13 protein-coding genes and 1 tRNA gene are annotated in these 19,382 nt (G+C 62.5%); 6 read left to right on the top strand and 8 right to left on the bottom strand.

All coding sequences use genetic code 11. The annotated features are described in order from the left end of the window. Positions 1–61: 61 nt before the first annotated feature. The 6 genes from JW929_01070 to JW929_01095 all read right to left on the bottom strand — a co-directional run bounded on the left by JW929_01070 (position 62) and on the right by JW929_01095 (position 6,725). The gene (locus JW929_01070) at positions 62–613 is read right to left on the bottom strand and encodes a hypothetical protein (protein ID MBN1437974.1); all 552 of its coding nucleotides are present in this window, start codon (positions 611–613) and stop codon (positions 62–64) included. Positions 614–793: 180 nt separating this feature from the next. Further along, positions 794–1,222 carry a transcriptional repressor gene (locus tag JW929_01075; GenBank protein ID MBN1437975.1) on the bottom strand — a complete coding sequence of 143 codons (429 nt, stop codon included), beginning with the start codon at positions 1,220–1,222 and terminating at the stop codon, positions 794–796. A gap of 415 nt (positions 1,223–1,637) precedes the next feature. Further along, on the bottom strand, positions 1,638–2,030 hold the full coding sequence (locus tag JW929_01080; GenBank protein MBN1437976.1) for a cupin domain-containing protein: 393 nt from the start codon (positions 2,028–2,030) through the stop codon (positions 1,638–1,640). A gap of 164 nt (positions 2,031–2,194) precedes the next feature. After that, the gene (locus JW929_01085; GenBank protein MBN1437977.1) at positions 2,195–4,663 is read right to left on the bottom strand and encodes a glycosyltransferase family 39 protein; all 2,469 of its coding nucleotides are present in this window, start codon (positions 4,661–4,663) and stop codon (positions 2,195–2,197) included. A 541-nt stretch (positions 4,664–5,204) separates the two neighbouring features. Further along, positions 5,205–5,282: transfer RNA gene (locus JW929_01090), tRNA-Pro, on the bottom strand. 147 nt (positions 5,283–5,429) lie between these two features. Continuing rightward, positions 5,430–6,725 carry a HAMP domain-containing histidine kinase gene (locus tag JW929_01095; protein ID MBN1437978.1) on the bottom strand — a complete coding sequence of 432 codons (1,296 nt, stop codon included), beginning with the start codon at positions 6,723–6,725 and terminating at the stop codon, positions 5,430–5,432. Between the two features lie 89 nt (positions 6,726–6,814). On the opposite strand from JW929_01095, the gene JW929_01100 reads away from it, so the two are divergent. The 3 genes from JW929_01100 to JW929_01110 all read left to right on the top strand — a co-directional run bounded on the left by JW929_01100 (position 6,815) and on the right by JW929_01110 (position 9,388). Further along, positions 6,815–7,897 (top strand): inositol-3-phosphate synthase, encoded by a 1,083-nt coding sequence (locus tag JW929_01100; protein ID MBN1437979.1) that lies wholly within the window; start codon positions 6,815–6,817, stop codon positions 7,895–7,897. A gap of 2 nt (positions 7,898–7,899) precedes the next feature. Further along, a complete protein-coding gene (locus JW929_01105) occupies positions 7,900–8,283 on the top strand; it encodes a hypothetical protein (GenBank protein MBN1437980.1) in 384 nt (127 codons plus the stop codon). Positions 8,284–8,515: 232 nt separating this feature from the next. Next, positions 8,516–9,388 (top strand): DegV family protein, encoded by an 873-nt coding sequence (locus tag JW929_01110; protein MBN1437981.1) that lies wholly within the window; start codon positions 8,516–8,518, stop codon positions 9,386–9,388. Positions 9,389–9,497: 109 nt separating this feature from the next. Here JW929_01110 and JW929_01115 read toward each other — a convergent pair whose 3' ends face one another. Next, positions 9,498–10,517 carry a phosphatase PAP2 family protein gene (locus tag JW929_01115; protein MBN1437982.1) on the bottom strand — a complete coding sequence of 340 codons (1,020 nt, stop codon included), beginning with the start codon at positions 10,515–10,517 and terminating at the stop codon, positions 9,498–9,500. 334 nt (positions 10,518–10,851) lie between these two features. Here JW929_01115 and nifJ point away from each other — a divergent pair, with 334 nt between their 5' ends. The 3 genes from nifJ (at position 10,852) to JW929_01130 (ending at position 17,093) form a co-directional block, all read left to right on the top strand. Continuing rightward, complete coding sequence (gene nifJ, locus JW929_01120) at positions 10,852–14,430, top strand: pyruvate:ferredoxin (flavodoxin) oxidoreductase (protein MBN1437983.1); 3,579 nt, start codon at positions 10,852–10,854, stop codon at positions 14,428–14,430. A 240-nt stretch (positions 14,431–14,670) separates the two neighbouring features. Then, positions 14,671–15,678, top strand: a complete 1,008-nt coding sequence (locus JW929_01125) for a dihydroorotate dehydrogenase-like protein (GenBank protein ID MBN1437984.1) — start codon at positions 14,671–14,673, stop codon at positions 15,676–15,678. Positions 15,679–15,854: 176 nt separating this feature from the next. Then, positions 15,855–17,093: a glycosyltransferase family 1 protein gene (locus JW929_01130; protein MBN1437985.1), complete on the top strand. Its 1,239-nt coding sequence runs from the start codon at positions 15,855–15,857 to the stop codon at positions 17,091–17,093. A 519-nt stretch (positions 17,094–17,612) separates the two neighbouring features. On the opposite strand, the gene JW929_01135 is transcribed toward JW929_01130, so the two are convergent. Continuing rightward, positions 17,613–19,382 (bottom strand): hypothetical protein (locus tag JW929_01135; protein MBN1437986.1); only part of this gene is annotated, 1,770 nt, incomplete at its 5' end.

Genomic DNA, 19,382 nt, shown 5'->3' on the forward strand with positions numbered 1-19,382 from the left:
TTGTGGAAAACGGAAAGCGGAACGGCAGGAGGGTTTCCCTTCCGTTCCCCCCAACCCCGAGTCACTTCAGGAATTTCCCCACGAACGGCGAAGTCTCCCCGCGGCGCAGGAAGTGGCCCGACGGCCCCTCGCCGAGAAATTCCGAGAACCAGGATTCGTGCTCGATCTCCTCGTTGAGGATCGCCAGGCACAGGTCGTAGGTGCGGTGATCCTTGCCGGCGGTGAGGTTGCAGATGTGGGTGTATCCGCGCACCGCGCAGCGTTCCGCCTCCACCAGCGCCTTGAGGATGCCTTTCACGTCGGCGGGATTCTTGGGCAGGTTCGCCGGCGGGCAGGCGGAGAGATTGTGGAAATCCACCATGCTGTCCGGAAGGTTACCGCCCAGCTCGTAGATCCGCGGCATCAGCGCTTCGAAGTGATTGCGGTCCTCGATCCGCGCGGTTTCGGCGATCTCCTTGACCCCTTCGCCCTCCAAGTCGATCAGGTTGGCGCGCAGGATGGTGTAGTAGTAATAGGTGGTGAGTTCGGCGGACGCGTTCTTAATCAGGAGCTCGACCAGCTGCTTGAGGTCCACGCCGGATTTCTCGACCATTTCTTGTGCGACTTTCGCCATTTCGGCCTCCTAGGATTGTTCTTTTTTGATGTTTTCCATCGGTTCCGGGTCGATCCGCTGCAGGTTGACGATCCATCACCTCCTTCACCGCCCGTTGGGCACTTTCCGGGCCAATCTATATATGGAATATTATTTTCTATTGATAATAATTCTCCATAACAAGGAAAAAAAGAAACGCCGTTATTTCCGGCATTCAGGACAAACCCCGAAGATGGTCAACTGGTGCCGCTCAATGCGGTATCCGGATTTATTTTCCATCCGCCGCACCCACTCCGGATCCAGGTCCATCGTGCCGTCCACGATCTTCCGGCATTTAATGCAGATCAGATGCGGATGAGGCTCCGGCCGGTTGCCGTCGTAATGGCTGTCGTCGTGAAAATCGATTTCGCACACCTCCCCCAACTCCTTGAGCAGCGCCAGCAATTTATACACCGTGGCCGGGCTGGTGGTGGGAAACCGCCGCCGGAGACGGTCGTACAGCTGGGCGGCGTTCGGGTGCCCTTCGCTGCGGGCGATCAGGTCCACCAAAGCCAGCCGCTGGGGGGTCAGCCGGTATCCCTGATCGCGAAGTTTTTGAACGAGCTGTTCAGAACGGATCCTGACGTCCATGCCGCGGGCAATCCTTCAAGAAAATTAATCCTAACTAATAATCGTTCTTATGTATTACTATACCAGGGATTTCGCCGGACGCAAGCCCTCCGGGCGCTGCCGGACGGAGAATGGAACCGCCAGCCTCCTGCAGGCAAGCAGGATTCTCTGGGAGTGCGGATTTTTCACCGATTCCGTCGGTATCGGATTTCAGAGTCGGCTATCGCATTGGGGTTGGGGGAACCCTTGCCAACCCTTAGGGTTCCGAAAGGTTCCCCCGGACCCGGTTGGGGGCCGGCCTGCGCAGCCCTGCCCGGCCATCCGCGCCCCGGCGAAACAAGAGATCTGGAGAGCGGAGAACGCTCTCCGGATCGATCTCCGATCCACTCCGCCAGCGGACGCCCTGGAAGGCGCATCGTCCGCCTGCGCGCACTTCCTATCCGTGGTGTTCGTGCTGCTCGGCTTCGTCCGCCTCGGCTTTGTCCCTGTGGACCGTGCCGTCCGGATGGTTCGGCGGGGCGTAGATGGTGTACAGCTGCAGCTTCTTTTTCTCCGATGCGTTGATGATGTTGTGGTAGGTCCCGGCCGGGATGATCGCCGCTTCGTCCTCTTCCACAAAATGCTCTTCGGTTCCGTTCAGGACGAACTTGGCTTTTCCTTCTTCGATCCGGAAAAACTGGTCCACATCGTTGTGGACCTCGTTGCCGATCTCTTCGCCCGGCGGAAGGCACATCACCACCAACTGGCAGTATTTCCCGGTGTACAGCACCTTGCGGAAATTCTGATTCTCTTCCGTCTGTTCTTCGATCGGACCGAAATAGGCTTTCATGCGGGCACCTTCCTTTTTGGCAACTGGAAACCGGTTTCTTCCAATTATAGCCGGTCGGATGCGGGAAGGAGGCGCGGCGTCTCGGCCTTCCGCGGGGAAATTTGAGTTGGAATTCCGATTTTTCCCGTTTCGCCGGATGAGAATAATTCGAACGTGGACCGCATTCATGCCGCCGTCTTTTTCCAGATGGCGAAATGAATGCGGAGCGGAATCCTGTCGAAGGGGAAGTGCTTTTCCAAATCCGGGATCGCCGGGTAGAGACGCAGTCGATGCATACCCTCCCGGCCGCCCGGGGATGTACCGGCCGATTTCCACCCGCTAAGAAACAGGGCGCCGATCGGTCTCCGCATCGGGAGGCAATCGGCCACTTTAAAGAATGAACAACTTAACCCGGGCGGGAATCCCCATCGCGGATGGCAGATCGGGGAGAATTCCGGGGGCGCGAAGATCGCCACCACTTCCTTTCCTTCCGCCGTCCGGATCCGGCATGGATCCTTGCCCGCCTCCCGCAGGATTTTCTCGACATCCTCCTGCCATCCGGCGTGAGAGAAGGGGAGGAGGAACACCATCGTTGCGGGATCGGCCAGGGATTCCAAAACCGGCTTGGGCATGGGCCCGCCGTCGACCCGGTAATCTGAAATCTCGGCGCCCCCAAGGACTTGCGGGTACACCGATTGCAGGATCCGCAATCCGGCCGCCGTCCAGGAAGAATCGGTCAGGAAAAGGTAGCGGCGGAAAGATCCCGGCCGGATTCGGGTGGCCTCCTCCGCCGAACGCAGGAAAATCGATTCCAGCGGGGGCCGGCTGGCGTAGAGATCATAGGCCAGGACCTGCGCCTGGTAGAGATTCACGCCGACAATGAACAGCAGGATTGCCCCCCGGACCCCGAGCAGAACCTTCGGCGGCAATCGGAAAAGGGCGGTCAACCCTTCCAGTAGGTATTCCAGACCGGACGCGGCAAACACCATCCAGCACGGAAGCATCAGGAACATGCGCGTGGTGGGCGGGACATCGTACCCGTGCGACATCCCCACCAAAAACAGCAGGCAGAAGAAACTCGCCATCCAAAAAGAACAGAAACGGCTCCTCCGGAAGTTGGCGGCCCATACGCCGAAGCCGATGAGGATCAACGCCCCGGTGATCGGATCCGCGTAGGAAACCGCGATGAAATGCGTTTCCTGCTGGACGTAGAGGAACGAAAAAAACGCATACAAACCGTTTGCCAGAAAATGGTCGACCGTCCTCCAAAGCGTTTGCAGGGCGTTGGGATTGGCCAAGACGGTCCCAGGGATTTTTTCGGCCCAATAATCCGGTTGCAGAAAGAGCGGAAACGCCAGAGTGGCGAACGCCGCCAGCAGAATCCCCCAATCCGCCGCCGCCCCGCGCGTTTTCGGAGGATGATGGAAGCCGAGAAACAGAAATGGAAGCGGGAGGACGTACAACGCCGCCGGAAAGGTGTAGCCGCAGAAAGCCAGCGCCGATCCCAAAAGGAAAAACGCCGTCCGGGACTTCGACCGCGCGGCTTCCGCGGAGAGGAACAGGACCAGCGCGAGGGCGAAGAAGGCTTGCAGGTTGGTATATCCGATCTTGGCGAAACCGATCAGGTATGCGGACCCGGCCAGCAACGCGGCGGCCGTCAGCGCGATCCGCTCGGCGAGGAATTTTCTCAAAAAGCCGTACAGGAGGGCGATCCCGGCCGCGCACAGGTAGGCGTTGCTGAACCGCCAGCCGAATCCGTCGAGGCCGAAAATCTTCATAAAGAAGACCTGGATGTAGGTGGCGACGAGCGGTGTGGTGCCGAAATTCCCCTCGGTGTTGAACAGGTTGCCGCCAAACCAGACCCAATCCCGCTCCCGGGCGACGGAGGAATTCAAGATAAACTGCGAATACTCGTCCCCGACGAGGGAACTCCACCACGTATCGTTGCCCAGCGTGAAGAGGAGGATCGCCGTCAGGAAAAGAAAGTAGGCCGGGGACAGGCGGCGCCGATGGGGCCAAAGGGCGGCCAGGGAGATCAGAAAAGCCGCCGCGGCGGGAATTCCCCAAGCGCTTCGGCCGGCAACGGCGCGAAGCGAGGCGAGGAACAGCATATGGTTCAACAGGATGGCAAGCCAAAAGCCGGCGTTGCGCTTCCACCCGTCCGCTATCCGCACGCGCTCGCCGAGCAGGAATCCCGCGAGGCCGCAGGCATACACGGCGATCAAGTTCCAGCCCGGGATCCGTCCCGAGATCAGGCTGTCCGCCGCCGTCAGCAGAAAGCCGACGCCCGAGACACCAAACAGGATCCGGGCAAGGATCTTCCGCCGGCGCGGCGGCGTTTCCTCCGCCGCGGCCGGCGGGGATTCGGCGGCCGCCAGGGCGACGGTCCGGCTCTTCCGTTGGATGGCCAATACGACGATGATGGAGGCCGCGCAAACCAAAAAACCGAACAGGACGATTACCGGAATGTGGGATTGGCAGAGGAGCTGCCAAGAACACCACCCGTACATACTGCGGATCAGCCGGTTTCCGGGGATGGGATCGAACCAACGGGTTTTCACGACCCAAAGCGGGGGCAGGGCCGCCAGAACGCATACCAACATCGCACCGATCAAATGCCTGCGGCTCGCCGGTTTGGAGGATTCCGCATTCACTGGGTCAATCCGTCGCCTGCCGAATGGAAGGTTGAAAGGATTTTACTATATCCATCCCCGCGCTCTGCGCCGGCTGTCGGCTGATTGCGCTGCGGCGAATTGGGATGGCGTTGTTTCAAACTTGGAAAGCCGTGATCCTATTCTTTTTCGGCCGGTTGGGGCGGGCTGCCGCCCACCAAAAAAGTTTATCAGCCTATTCAATATTGAAAAGAAATCGGTAATACTCAGCTGACGATCGTTATGCCGGCGACCGCCCTCGGCGCGTTCTTTGCCGGGGGTGTTTTTAGCCGGCATCCAGTAGATCTTCAATAAATACTAGCCCCCGGCTTTGAACCCCGCTTCGCGCGCTTCCCCCGCTTCCCCCGCTCCGCGAGGGCAAGCGCGAGGGCGGGAGCGGAGGCAGACGCGAGGGCAGGCGCGGGGAAGCCACGCCGGGGTGACGGATAAAATCTATAACACTGGTGATGTTAAGCTGAGATTATTCAGTCGAAAAAAGCTGCCTGAGCGTTACAAAAAAGAAAACCTACGGATGTAGGTTTCCTGGTCGGGGCGGGCAGATTTGAACTGCCGACCTCACGGTCCCGAACCGTGCGCTCTAGCCGAGCTGAGCCACGCCCCGAAGGCCAGTATTATATCCCGCCGGTCACAAAAAAAGTAGGGCGGGTTGGAAATCGGCGGTCCCCAACCCGTCCAGCGCAAGACACGAATGGTCTTTCCCCTTTGAATAGTTGTGATTTTCAGGCAAATCCGGTGAGGAAGTTGGAGACTAATGCGGCTTTTGGCCGTTGGGGTTGTTCTTCGGCTGGCGGGCCGGGAGGCGGATGCAGAAGCGGCTGCCTTTTCCCTCCACGCTTTCGACTTCGATCTTGCCGTGGTGGAGTTCCGCCATCGATTTCGCCACCGGCAGGCCGAGGCCCAGCCCCCCCTTGCGGCGGATCATATGATTCTCCACCTGGTAAAAGCGCTCGAAGATCTTGTTCAGTTTGGAACCGGGAATGCCGATCCCGTCGTCGACCACCTCGAGATCGACCCAGCCGGAACGCTCCTTGGAATCCGGCTCCCTGCCGCCGGCCGCGATCAGCACGTGGCCGCCGGTGTCGGTGAAGGAAATCGCGTTGTCGATCAGGTTGCCGAGCGCCACCTGGATCTTCTGCCGGTCGGCTTCGACCACCAGCCCGATCGGTTTGCATTCTGTTTCCAGCGACAGGTATTTTTCCTTTGCCGCCGGGGCGAATTTGGCGGCCACCTCGTCGAGCAGCTCCTTGACCGGGAACACCTGGAGGTTCAACCGGGTCATGCCCTGGTCGGAATGGGTCAGGCGCGAAAGCTCCTCGAGGATGTCCTTCAGGCGTTCGGCGGCGCGGATGATGACCGAGAGGTGCTCGGCAACGTCGGGGGTTGCGCCGTCCTGGAGGAAGGCCGCGTGTCCGAGGATCAGCCCGAGCGGGGTGCGGAATTCATGGGAGGCGATGGCGATGAAATCCCCCTTCATCTGGTCCAGGCTGGCCAGCCGCTCGTATTGGCTCTGGACCTGGGAAATCAGCCGGGAATTCTCGATGGCCACCGCCGCCTGCGCGGAAAGGGTCTCTAGGATGGATACGTCTTCTCCGGTATAATTCACCCCGCAGCGTTTGTTGAGCGCCTCCAGCACCCCGATCGGCCGCTCCCGGAACACCAGCGGCACGGCAAGCATCGAACGGGTGGCCAGGCCCACCTGTTCGCCCACCGAACGATACAGCCGCGGATCCTTGCTGCCTTCCTGCACGACCACCGGACGCTTTTCACGGAACACCTGTCCGGCGACGCTTCGGTCGATGGGCACGGTCATCGATTGCAAGGAGGCCTTCTGAAACCAGGGCGAGGCGGCGAAACGGAGCTGCTGGATTTCCGGATCGTAGAGCAACAGCGAGGCGACCTCGCTGTCGGTGAGTTCGGAAGCGACGTCGACGACCGTCTGCAGCAAAGGCTCCAGATCCAACGTGGAAGAAAGCACCCGGTTGGTTTCGAGCAGACGCTCCAACCGGTGGATCCGATCCGTGGGGGAATAGAGAGGGGCGGTCATCTTTTTCAGCGACCGGATTATAGCACAGCGAAATGACCGAAAAAGAATTAAATCATCATAAAAAACGAAGACGCAAGGAGGTTAGTACCATGTCGGAATCCGAGAAGAAAGTCCGCGTGGCGATCATCGGGGTGGGCAATTGCGCTTCCTCGCTGGTCCAGGGCGTGGAATTCTACAAAAACGCCGCCGACGAGGAGCGCATCCCGGGGCTGATGCACGTCAACCTCGGCGGATACCACATCCGCGACATCCAATTCACCGCCGCCTTCGACGTGGTGGAGGGAAAAGTCGGAAAAGACCTGTCGGAAGCCGTTTTCGCGCATCCGAACAACACAATCAAGTTTTCCGACGTCCCGCACACCGGAGTCACCGTCGCGCGCGGCATGACCCACGACGGCCTCGGGCTTTACCTGTCGAAGGTCGTCAAGAAAGCGCCCGGCCCCACCGCCGACATCGTCGGGATCCTTAAGGACACCAAGACCGACGTGGTGGTGAGCTACCTGCCGGTCGGCTCGGAAATGGCCACCAAATGGTACGTCGAGCAGGTCCTCGAGGCCGGCTGCGCCTTCGTCAACTGCATCCCGGTCTTCATCGCCAGCGCCCCGTATTGGCAGAAGCGCTTCGAGGAGCGCAACCTTCCGATCATCGGCGACGACATCAAGAGCCAGGTCGGGGCGACCATCACCCACCGCGTGCTCACCTCGCTGTTCGTGGACCGCGGCGTGATCATGGACAAGACCTTCCAACTCAACTTCGGCGGCAACACCGATTTCCTCAACATGCTCGAGCGCGACCGGCTGGAATCCAAGAAAATCTCCAAGACCAACGCCGTCACCTCGCAGCTGCCCTACAAGATCGCCGAAGACAACGTCCACGTCGGCCCGAGCGATTACGTCCCGTGGCTGACCGACCGCAAATGGTGCTACATCCGCATGGAAGGGACCACCTTCGGCAACGTCCCGCTCAACCTCGAACTCAAACTGGAGGTGTGGGATTCCCCCAACTCGGCCGGCGTGGTGATCGACGCCGTGCGCTGCGCCAAACTCGCCCTCGACCGCGGGCTGAAGGGTTCGATCGCCGCCCCCTCCTCCTACTTCATGAAGACCCCCCCCACGCAGTATACCGACGACAAGGCGCGCCAGCTGACCGAGGACTTCATCGCGGGAAAGTAACCATGCCGCCCGTCCGGCGCTTCATCGGCGAACCGATCCAAGTCGAATTCACCGGGCAGCCGCTGCTGAAGAAGCAGGCCGGCTGCCCGGCCGCTTTTGTGTGGCGCGGCCAACGCTTCGCCGTCGCCGAAATGCTGGCCGAATGGCACGATTACTCCCGCCGCGGGCGGATGGCGGACAACATGACGCCGGCCCACGCCCGGACCGCCGCAATCCGCGGATCCCGCGGCGTGGGCCGGGATTTCTTCACGATCCGGGCGGAGGGCGGCCGGACCTTCACCCTCTATTACGACCGCGCCCCAAAAAACGCTGGCGACCAGGCGGGAGCATGGTTTTTGTTCAGCGAGGAAGCCGGCGGGGAAGCGGGCGGCAGGATCGAGAAATAACGGCGGGACGGCAAAGAGTCCGACCGCCGACTCTGGGATCGGCGGTCCCGTCCAAGAGAAGGACGGGGCAGGCTTTCCAATGCCGATCCTGCGTGATGGAAGCGGTTTGGCCCTTTTTTTTGTTTTTTAGCCGACAGCCGGCGGAATTCCCGCTCCCTTAATCTTCGCCGGGACGGCTTGATCCTATAATTCCGAATATCGGATCGGACCGGTCCGGACCAGGAGGTGCTTCATGCACATCGTCACCGACAGCGGCTGCGACCTGAACCTCACCGCGGAACAACGCGAGGATTTAGGCATCCGCGTGGTGCCCCTCAGCGTCACCCTCGGCGGATCCACCTACGAGGAAGGGCCGGATCTGAATCCGGCGGAGTTTTATTCGCGCCTGGAAACGAGTAAGGACCTGCCGACCACCTCCCAGCCGCCCTCCGGAGTATTCGTGGAGCTGTACCGCAAACTGGCTAAAACCTCGCGGTCCATCTTCTCGATCCACATTTCCTCCGGCCTGAGCGGGACGCTGGATTCGGCCCGCACGGCCGCGGCCCAGGTCCCCGAAGCCGAGGTGACCTTCTTCGACACGAAGACCCTTTCCGCCGGCGCAGGCTGGATGGTGGAAGCCGCCGCGCGCGCCCGGCGCGCCGGCTGGGAGAAGGAACGGATTCTGGGACTCTTGGAGAGAATCCGCGCCTCGACCCAGACGATCTTCACCCTCAAAGAATTGCGGTTCCTGATTCACGGCGGGCGGATCAGCCACCTGAAGGGGCTGATCGCTTCGGTGCTCGACATCAAACCGATTCTCGGCGTGGACAACCGCGGGGACGGGAAATACATACAGCTCGGACAGGCGCGCACCATCACCGGCGCGATCAAGGGGCTGGCCGACACCCTGAAGGAACGCCTGTCGCCCGACGGGCCGTACCGCGCCCAGGTGGTGTACGCGTTGAATCCGGAGGATGCCGCCGGGCTTCAGCAGACCATCGCCGAAAAAATATCCTGCTATTGGCTGGCGGCCGGCCGCCTGTCGCTCGTCCTCGGCGCGCACACCGGCCCGTCGCTGATCGGGGCGGTCGTGGCGCCGCGGTCCGTGTTTGAGGGGGTCAGCTGAATTTTCATTTGCCCCTGCCAAGCGCCAGGCCGATCTTCACCGAAGCCTCGCATTGGGCCGTCCGAGATCCGATCTCCGCTTAGGAAGACACGGACAACCGGTTCTTTTTTCACGATCCGATGAGTTGGTTCGTCCGGACCGGCTCCTTGCGCTCCGGTTCCGGTTCAGCCAGCTTCAGGCGCAGGAACAGCCAAGGCGCGAGGAACACCGCCCAAAAACCCACCGACGCGTAGCGCAGGTACCGCAGGAGCGGAGCCCAGGCCACATCAAAGCCCTGGAAAAGAACCGCCAAGCCGCTGCGCAGGAGGACCGCGATCGAAACCCCCAAGGCAAACCGCAACAGTCGGCGCCCGGGGGTTCCCCCCGCGGAAAACGGTGCCCACCGCCGTTGGCAGGCCAACCCGGTTCCCAATCCGAGGATTAATCCCGCCAGAGAGACGATCGAATCGGGGCTGCGGGGCAGGATCGCATTGATTCGGGCGGCGTTGTCCGCCCATTGGGCGGGGTCCGCTGCCGGCGCGATCATTGCGAGGACTGCGGTTTGCGCCATGAGGAGCGCCGCCGACCCCGCGGCGGCGACGGCCAATTGGATCAGGATTCCCCCGCGGACCAGAACCGGGCCGAGGAACCGGATTCCTAAATCGACGCCGACCCACACCAGCGCGCCGGCCGCGATTCCCGCGAACACATCCTGGGGGAAATGCACTCCCAGCATCATCCGCGAGAGGGAAATTCCCGCCGCCAGCGCAGCGCCGATCGCGAAGCCTGCGCCGCGGCGGAGGCGCGCGCCGAGCCACGGCGCCGCCGCCCAGGCGTTCAGGGTGTGGAGCGACGGCATCCCGTACCCGCTTTCACCGGCCAGCGGCTCCACCCGCAGTCCGCACCAATACGGGCGCGGCAGATGAAACGCCAGTTTGAGCAGGCTGCCGATCGACGAGCCGGCCATCAGCAGAAGGCCGAGCCGCGCGCCGGCTTTTCCGTCGAGGCACCAATAGACGGCCAACCCGAGCAGGAGAAGAAATTCGCTGCTTCCGAGGAAGGTCAACCCGCGCATCAGCGGCTGGAGGAAGGCGAAATTTCCCTGCAGCCATACGACGGCGTCCACGCCCCATTCCGAGCAACCCTGCATCCCGCCACACTCCTTGGAAACGACGCCGGCAAACGACCCGCCGGGAACAGCCGGAATTTTTCCCAACGCGGCCCGGGTAAAATCCCACAACCGGCTCGGATTTATCTTGCACGCCCAACCGGCCGGGCCGGACGGGTTTTCCCGACGGCGCGGCCGGTTCCGGCGAAAGCGCCGGCCGGAGGGGGTATAATACCCAAAAAACCAACCGCGCTTCAAGGTTTTTTTCTTCTTCCTTTATAAAACCACTACCCCAGGAACTCCCAGACTCCGCCTCCGGCGCACGGCCGACAGGCGGAGTTTGCCGGGGCCCTGCGGAAAAAAAACGGAGGAACGGATGACAAGACCGATAGCAACGATCGATGGGAACGAAGCAGCCTCCTTCGTCGCCCATAAGCTGAGCGAGGTGATCGCGATCTACCCAATCACCCCCTCCAGCAGCATGGGTGAATTTGCCGACCAATGGTCCGGCGAGAAGAAGACCAACATTTGGGGCACCGTACCTTCGGTGACCGAGATGGAAAGCGAAGCCGGAGCGGCCGGCGCGGTGCACGGCGCATTGCAGGCCGGCGCGCTGTGCACCACCTTCACCGCCTCGCAGGGCCTCTTGCTGATGATTCCCAACATGTACAAGATCGCCGGCGAACTGACCCCGACCGTGTTCCACGTCACCGCCCGCGCGCTCGCCTCGCACGCGCTCTCGATCTTCGGCGACCATTCCGACGTGATGGCCGTGCGCCAGACCGGCTGGGCGATGCTGGCCTCCAGCTCGGTCCAGGAAGCCCAGGACCTGGCGGCGGTGGCGCACTCGGCCACGCTCAAGGCGCGCATTCCCTTCCTGCATTTCTTCGACGGGTTCCGCACCTCCTCCGAGGTGAGCAAGCTAGAACGCCTGACCGAAGACGACCTGCGGGCGATGATCGACGACGAGTTGGTGCGCGCCCACCGCGCCCGCGCGCTTTCGCCGGACCGCCCGGTCATCCGCGGCACGGCGCAGAATCCGGACGTGTTCTTCCAAAGCCGCGAAACCATCAATCCGTTTTACGCCGCCTGCCCGGAAATCGTCCAGCAGGCGATGGACAAATTCGCCTCGCTCACCGGCCGCGCCTACCACCTCTTCGATTACGTCGGCGCGCCCGACGCCGAGCGGGTGGTCGTGCTGATGTGCTCCGGCACCGAGACCGCGCAGGAAACGGTCGAGTTCCTGGTGGGCCAGGGCGAGAAGGTCGGGGTGGTGAAGGTCCGCCTCTACCGGCCGTTTTCCGCCGAGCACCTGCTGAAGGCGCTTCCGAAAACCGTCAAGAGCATCGCCGTGCTCGACCGGACAAAGGAACCCGGCGCGGGCGGCGAACCGCTCTACATGGACGTGGTCACCGCGATCAGCGAAGCCGCGGCGGCGGGGACATCCCCGTGGGACAAGACGCCGGTCGTCATCGGCGGACGCTACGGCCTGGGCTCGAAGGATTTCACCCCCGGAATGGTCAAGGGTGTGTTCGACGAGCTGGCCAAAGCCAAACCCAAGAACCACTTCACCGTCGGGATCCACGACGACGTCTCGCACACCAGCCTGGACTACGATCCGAACTTCTCGGTCGAATCCGAATCCACCGTGCGCTGCATCTTTTGGGGATTGGGGTCCGACGGGACGGTGGGGGCCAACAAGAACTCGATCAAAATCATCGGGGTGGAGACTCCCAACTACGCGCAGGGGTACTTCGCCTACGACTCGCGCAAATCCGGGTCGGTGACCACCTCCTACCTGCGCTTCGGACCCCAGCCGATCCGCGCCCCCTCACTCATCCACCAGGCCAACTTCCTGGCCTGCCACCAATTCAGCTTCCTCGAGCGGTACAACGTGCTGGCGGCGGTCAAGCCCGGCGGCACGTTCCTGCTCAACAGCATCTATCCGGCGGAGGAAGTCTGGGATCACCTCCCGCGCGAAACGCAGCAGGGAATTCTGGAAAAGAAGCTGCGCTTCTACGTCATCGACGCCTATAAGGTGGCGCAGGAGACCGGCATGGGCGGCCGGATCAACACCATCATGCAGACCTGCTTCTTCGCCATTTCGGGAATCCTGCCGCGCGAGCAGGCGATCGAGCAAATCAAGAAGGCGATCAAGAAGACCTACGGCAAACGCGGCGACGCCGTGGTGCAGAAGAACTACCAAGCGGTCGACGCGTCGCTGGCCCACATGCACGAGGTCAAGCTGGAGGGGCGCAAGGCCGGTTCCAGCATCCACCGCCACGCCCCGGTTCCCGACGCCGCGCCGGAGTTCGTCAAGAAGGTGCTCGGCCCGATGATCGCCGGCGAGGGCGATTCCCTGCCGGTCAGCGCGATGCCGATCGACGGAACCTTCCCCAGCGGCACCACGCAGTGGGAAAAACGCAACATCACCCTCGAGATCCCGGTTTGGGATCCGTCGATCTGCATTCAATGCGGCAAGTGCTCGCTGGTCTGCCCGCACGCGGTGATCCGCCAGAAGACCTATGCCCCGGACCTGCTGGCCAAGGCGCCCAAGTCGTTCAAGAGCGTCGACGCCAAGTTCAAGGAATTCCCCGGCTCCAAGTTCACGATCCAGGTTTCCCCGGAGGACTGCACCGGCTGCGGGCTGTGCGTCGAAGTCTGCCCGGCCAAGGACAAGACCAATCCCGCCCGCAAGGCGCTGAACATGGCCGAACAGCCGCCCCTGCGCGAGCAGGAAAACGCCAATTGGAACTTCTTCCTCGGCCTGCCGGAACCCGACCGGACGGCCTTCTCGCCCGCGACCGTTAAGAACCTGGCCCAGCTCCAGCCGTTGTTCGAGTTTTCCGGCGCGTGCGCCGGCTGCGGCGAGACGCCTTACGTCAAGATGGTCTCGCAACTGTTCGGCGACAGGATGATCGTCGCCAACGCCACCGGCTGTTCTTCGATCTACGGCGGCAACCTGCCCACCACGCCGTGGACCTTCAACAAGGAAGGCCGCGGCCCGGCTTGGTCAAACTCGCTGTTCGAAGACAACGCCGAATTCGGCTTGGGCATGCGGCTGACGATCGACAAACAGAATGAATACGCCCGCGAGCTGCTGCCGCAGTTGGCCTCGGTCCTCGGCGACGATCTGGTCAAGGGATTGCTGGAAGCTGACCAGAAGGACGAAGCGGGGATCCGCGCCCAGCGCGAACGGGTGGCGCAGCTGAAGAAGAAGCTGGAAAAAGCGGCCGACCCGAAGGCCAAGGATCTGCTCAGCCTGGCCGATTTCCTGGTCAAGAAGAGCGTCTGGATCATGGGCGGCGACGGCTGGGCCTACGACATCGGCTACGGCGGGCTGGACCACGTCCTGGCTTCTGGCCGCGACGTAAACATCCTGGTCCTCGACACCGAGGTGTATTCCAACACCGGCGGCCAGGCTTCCAAAGCCACGCCGCTCGCGGCGGTGGCCAAGTTCGCCTCGCGCGGCAAGCCGGTGGGCAAGAAGGACCTAGCGCTGATGGCGATGTCGTACGGCAACGTCTATGTGGCGCGGGTGGCCTTCGGCGCCAACGACCAGCACACCCTGAAATCGATCCTCGAAGCCGAAGCCTACGACGGTCCGTCGCTGATCATCGCCTACAGCCACTGCATCAACCACGGCATCGACATGCGCAAGGGACTGGATCAGCAGAAGCTGGCGGTGCAATCCGGCGCCTGGCCGCTGCTGCGCTACAATCCGGCGCTGGCGGCGGAGGGCAAGAATCCGCTGATCCTGGATTCGAAGGATCCGACCGTCCCGCTCGACCAGTACGCCTACAACGAAACGCGCTATAAGATGCTGGTCCAGAGCGACGAGGCGCGGGCCGAGATGCTGATGGCCAAGGCCAAGAAGTTTGCCGTCCAGCGCTGGGAGTTCTACAAACAGATGGCGGCGGCGCAGGCTCCGGGGGAGCAACCGCCGAAGAGCTGAAAAACCAACCGGATGTCCTCCCGCCCCCCCACTGGGGGGTTCGGGAGGACATCCGCAGTACGTCATTCCGAGGCCGCGTCGGCGGCCGTGAAATCGGCGGCGCGTGGACGGCGGATAAGGACGCACCATAAAGCGTCACCGATCCCTCGCCCCTTCCGGGGCTCGGGATGACGTCCGCACAGGACCGATCCCCCGCCCCGGCAGGGCTCAGCATGAGACCCTCCTCGAAAGGAGTCCCGCATGACCGATCTTTCCACGACCTACCTCGGCCTGAAGTTGAAAAACCCCCTCGTCGCCGCCTCGTCCCCCTTTTCCAAGAAAACCGATACGATCCGCCGCATGGAAGACGCCGGGCTTTCGGCCGTGGTGATGCACTCGCTGTTCGAGGAACAGATCAACCATGAAAGCAATGCGCTGGACCATTTCCTCAACTACGGCACGGAATCCTTCGCCGAAGCGCTCACCTACTTTCCGGACCTGGAACATTACAACCTCAATCCGGACGCCTATCTCGAATCGATCCGCCGGGCGCGCGAAGCGGTGCAGATTCCGGTCATCGCCTCGCTCAACGGGATCACCAGCGGCGGATGGGTGGATTACGCCCAGCGGATCGAGCAGGCCGGCGCCTCGGCCCTCGAGTTGAACCTGTATTACCTGCCCACCGATCCGAACCTGAGCGGGGCGGAACTCGAGGAGGAATACGTCCGCTTGGTGCGCGACGTCGCCGCCAAAGTGAAGATTCCGCTGGCGGTCAAGCTAAGCCCGTTCTTCACCGCCTTGCCGCAGATCGGGAGGCGGATGGCCGAAGCCGGCGCCGGCGGCCTAGTGCTCTTCAACCGGTTCTACCAGCCGGACCTCGACCTGGAAAACCTTGAGGTTAAGCCGCAGCTTGTGCTGAGCACGTCGGAGGATCTGCGCCTGCCGCTGCGTTGGATTGCTATCCTCTATGGGCGCGTGAAGGCGGATTTCGCGCTCTCAAGCGGAGTCCACGCCGGGACGGACCTGATCAAGGCCGTCATGGCCGGCGCCAGCGTGGCAATGACCGCCTCGGCGCTGGTGCGGAACGGGCTTACCCACGCGGGGAAGATCCTCAAGGAAGCGGAAGCGTGGATGACCGAGCGCGAATACGCCTCGGTCCGGCAGATGCAGGGCAGCCTGAGCCAGAAATCGGTGGCCGAGCCGGCCGCCTTCGAGCGCGCCAATTACATGAAGGCTTTGCAGACGTACGACGACCGGATGCCGCGCTGAGGGCACTCTCGCCCCGGATCAGACCAGCGCGGCCTTGAAGGCCGCTCCTTTCCGGTTTCAGTCCTGTATCGGGCGCGAAATCACGCCGACACCTACTTCGGCTGGAAGCCCACACCCGCTCGACACCTGACAGGTCTTCCGACCTGTCAGGTGTCGAGTTCCTGTACAATCACCCCATGCGCATCCTGCTGATGACTTACGGCACGCGCGGCGACGTGGAACCTTTCCTGGCGCTGGCGCAGGGATTCCTCAAAGCCGGACATTCCGCGCGCCTGGCCGCCCCGGAATCGTTTGCGCATCTTGCGGCGGGGAGCGGCGTCGAGTACGTCCCGCTGCCCGGCGACCCGGCGCGGCTCGCGGCGGCGATGGCCCGGCAGGCGGGCGCAAACCCGCTGCGGATGATCGGCGTGATGTCGCGCTTTGTCTTCCCGCTGGCGGCCGAAGTCTATGCCCGGCTGCGGGAAGCCGCGCCGGGCGCGGAGGCGGTCGTGCACTCGTTTCTTTTCACCCACGCCGGCTACGAGCTCGCGCGGTCGCTTGGCGTGCCGGATTTCTCCGCCCAGATGTTCCCGATGTTCGCCCCGACCGCAGCCTTCGCCGCGCCGGGCTTTCCGGACCGGCCGCTGCCCGGCCCGATCCGCAAGCTGACGCACACACTCTTCAATAATATTTTCCGCCGCGGCGGCGGAATGCTGTACAACCTTGTCCGCCGCAACCGGCCGGAGCTTCCGCCGCTCACCGGCTGGCCTTTCGAGAGCACGGCGGATCGGATTACCCCGCTGTTGTTCGGTTTCAGCGGACACGTCGTCCCGCGTCCGGCGGATTGGCCGGCTTGGGCGCGGATTACCGGATACTGGCAGTTGGATCCGCCGCGGGATGCGGAGATCGCCGGCGGATTGCGGCGCTTCATCGAAACCGGTACGCCTCCGGTTTTCATTGGCTTCGGCAGTTATTCCTCGCAGGATGCAGACCGCCTCACGAAAATTGCGCGCGAAGCGCTCAGGCTTACCGGCCAACGCGGAATCTTGTCCACCGGGGAGCCCTCTCCCCCGGCCGAAGAACAGCCTGGAGACATTCTCACCGTCGGATCGATCTCCTATAGTTGGCTCTTCCCGCGGATGGGCCCGGTCGTGCATCACGGCGGCGCGGGCACGACCGGCGCCGGGTTGCGCGCGGGCGTTCCCAACATCGTGATCCCCTTCACCGCGGACCAGCCGTTTTGGGCCGGGCGCGTGCGCGCGCTGGGCGCCGGGCCGGAGCCGATCCCGCTGCGGAAGCTGACTGCCGCGCGGCTCGCCGCGGCGATCGACCGCGCGCTCACCGACGGGGCGATGTGCGAGCGCTGCCGCGAAATCGGGAAAAAGATCGACGGCGAAGACGGGGTGGCAAAGGCGGTGGAGAGGATCACTTCCTAGGAAAACCGATCTGGAAAGAGGCGTTCGGCGAAGAATTGTAATGGGTTAAGGAAGTCAAGTACCGCCGGAGGCGGCGGCCCCGTCTTGGATCCCGACGGGGCAGGCTTTGGCATGCGGCGCCTGGAAGTTGCGTTCCCGCCGGTTCTATTTGCTCGAACCACTCCCCCAATAGAGAGACGTTCTCCCCGGTCTCCCTCCCCCCAAGTTCACTTCCCCCTATTCCTTCGGAATGGGGGGATCAGGACCGTACCCGGCGGCGGAGAAACTCAGGGGGGGAGTGAAATCGACCCGGATGCGGAGGATCGTAAACATCTTCCCGAATCCATCGCGCTCAATGCATCCGCTAGGATAGGATTCGATTTTTCCTCCATCACAGAATTGCCCACTCCGACGGCAGAACCTTTTCAAGGTGCTCACTTTCATAGGCGGTGGTTTTAAAAGCGCATAAATAATGGGCGGGGAACCGCATTCTGCGCATTCCCCGTCCGTCTTCTGATTACGACTCGCCTCCGATTCCCATCAAGGATTACCGGTTTTCGGCTTCGGCCCGGTGTAGTACGGCAATTCCACCGGATTTCCTTCTGCGCCTTTGTAATACGCCTGAGGCGGACAGGGCGAACCGTCCGCCGTATTCACCGTCTGGATAACCGGCTGGGAGGGAAGCGGTTTGCCGTCCGCGTCCACCACCACCGGCTTCCCGTCCGCGCCGACGTAGATCGAACAGCCGTCCAGCGGCGCCGAATAGGCGGATACGGAAACCGGATTCTCTTCCCCGCCCTGGTAATAGATCTTCGGCTCGCAGGGCTGGCCATTCTCATCCACCGTCCGGATGATCGGCTGGGAAGCGAGCGGCACGCCGTTGGCGTCCACCACCACCGGTTTGCCGTCCGCGCCGGTGTGCAGGTGACAATTCTCCAGATTTTCGGAATAGTACGACATCCCGACCGGTTCGGCTTCGAAGCCCTGGTAAAACACCTTCGGCTCGCAGGAAGATCCGTCCGGGTTCGTCGTCTGGATGACCGGCTGGACCGCGAGCGGCTTACCGGACGCGTCCACCACCACCGGCTTCCCGTCCGCGCCGACATGCACCGAACACCCGTCCAGGATGTTTCCGGAATAGTACTTCAGCGCATATCCATTTTTTCCAGAGCTGTCGAGGGAGATTGTCGGATTCAGAAGGGTTCCGCTTTCATCCTTAAGTTGAATGTGCGGCTGAAGGGCTTTCGGATTGCCGTCCGCATCGACGAGGACCGCTTTTCCATCCGCCCCGACGAGGATGGAACAGCCCTGAAGGTAAAGGCCGGCGTCCAAAAAGGTGAACTCCTGCAGTTCGACCGGCTTTTGGTCGGAGCCGGGATAGTACACCTTCGGCGCGCAGGGCGAGCCGTCCTCCGGATTGGTCATCTGGACGACCGGCTGGAGAGGCAACGGATTTCCATTCATGTCGACGACGATCGGTTTGCCGTCCGAATCGATGAATATCGAACAGTTATCCAGAGAATCGCTGTAGTACGGCAATTCCACTCCGTCGGCGCTGCCCGGATAAAAAACCGTCGGATCGCAGGGGGAGCCGTCGGCCGGATTGACCGTTTGCACCTGAGGCGGGGATTCCACCGGGTTGCCGTCGGCGTCGACGACAATCATCTTTCCGTCCGGCCCGATGGCGAGATACCAATCCGGCGGAGGAGTCCACTCCCCGCCTTCCCCCGCGCCCGCCTCGCCGGCGGGCGTCGTTTCCGCTCCGGCGTCCTCCTCGCCGGCGGTCCCCTCTCCTGCTTCCGGCAAGGGAGCAGGATTCTCCTGACCGGGGAGGGTTATGGGAGTCGCCTCCATTTTTTCGCCGGCCGACTCCACCGCCGTCCGATCACCGAATTTCACGACGGTTTCCGGCCCCGCACCGCGGACCGCCTGCACATCCGGCAGGTTGATCGGCGTAGCCTTGTCCCCCTCAGGGCTTCCGGTTATCGATTCCGCCTGGTCCAGATCCCCGCGGACGGCCGGAGGTTCCAACGAAGTCGGCGCTGGAATCGGGACCGGCAGGCTGCTGCCTTCTTCGGCCGCCGTCGATCTCGGCGAGGGGATCGGGAGCGGCAGGCTGCCGGCTTTTTCCACTCCCGGCGAGGGAAGCGGCACGGGCAAGGTGCTGACTTCTTCCATCCCCGGTGAGGGAAGCGGCACGGGTAAGGTGCTGACTTCCTCCATCCCCGGCGAGGGAAGCGGCACGGGCAAGGTGCTGACTTCCTCCATCCCCGGTGAGGGAAGCGGCACGGGTAAGGTGCTGACTTCCTC

Source organism: Anaerolineales bacterium (assembly GCA_016928575.1).
Lineage (GTDB): Bacteria > Chloroflexota > Anaerolineae > Anaerolineales > RBG-16-64-43 > JAFGKK01.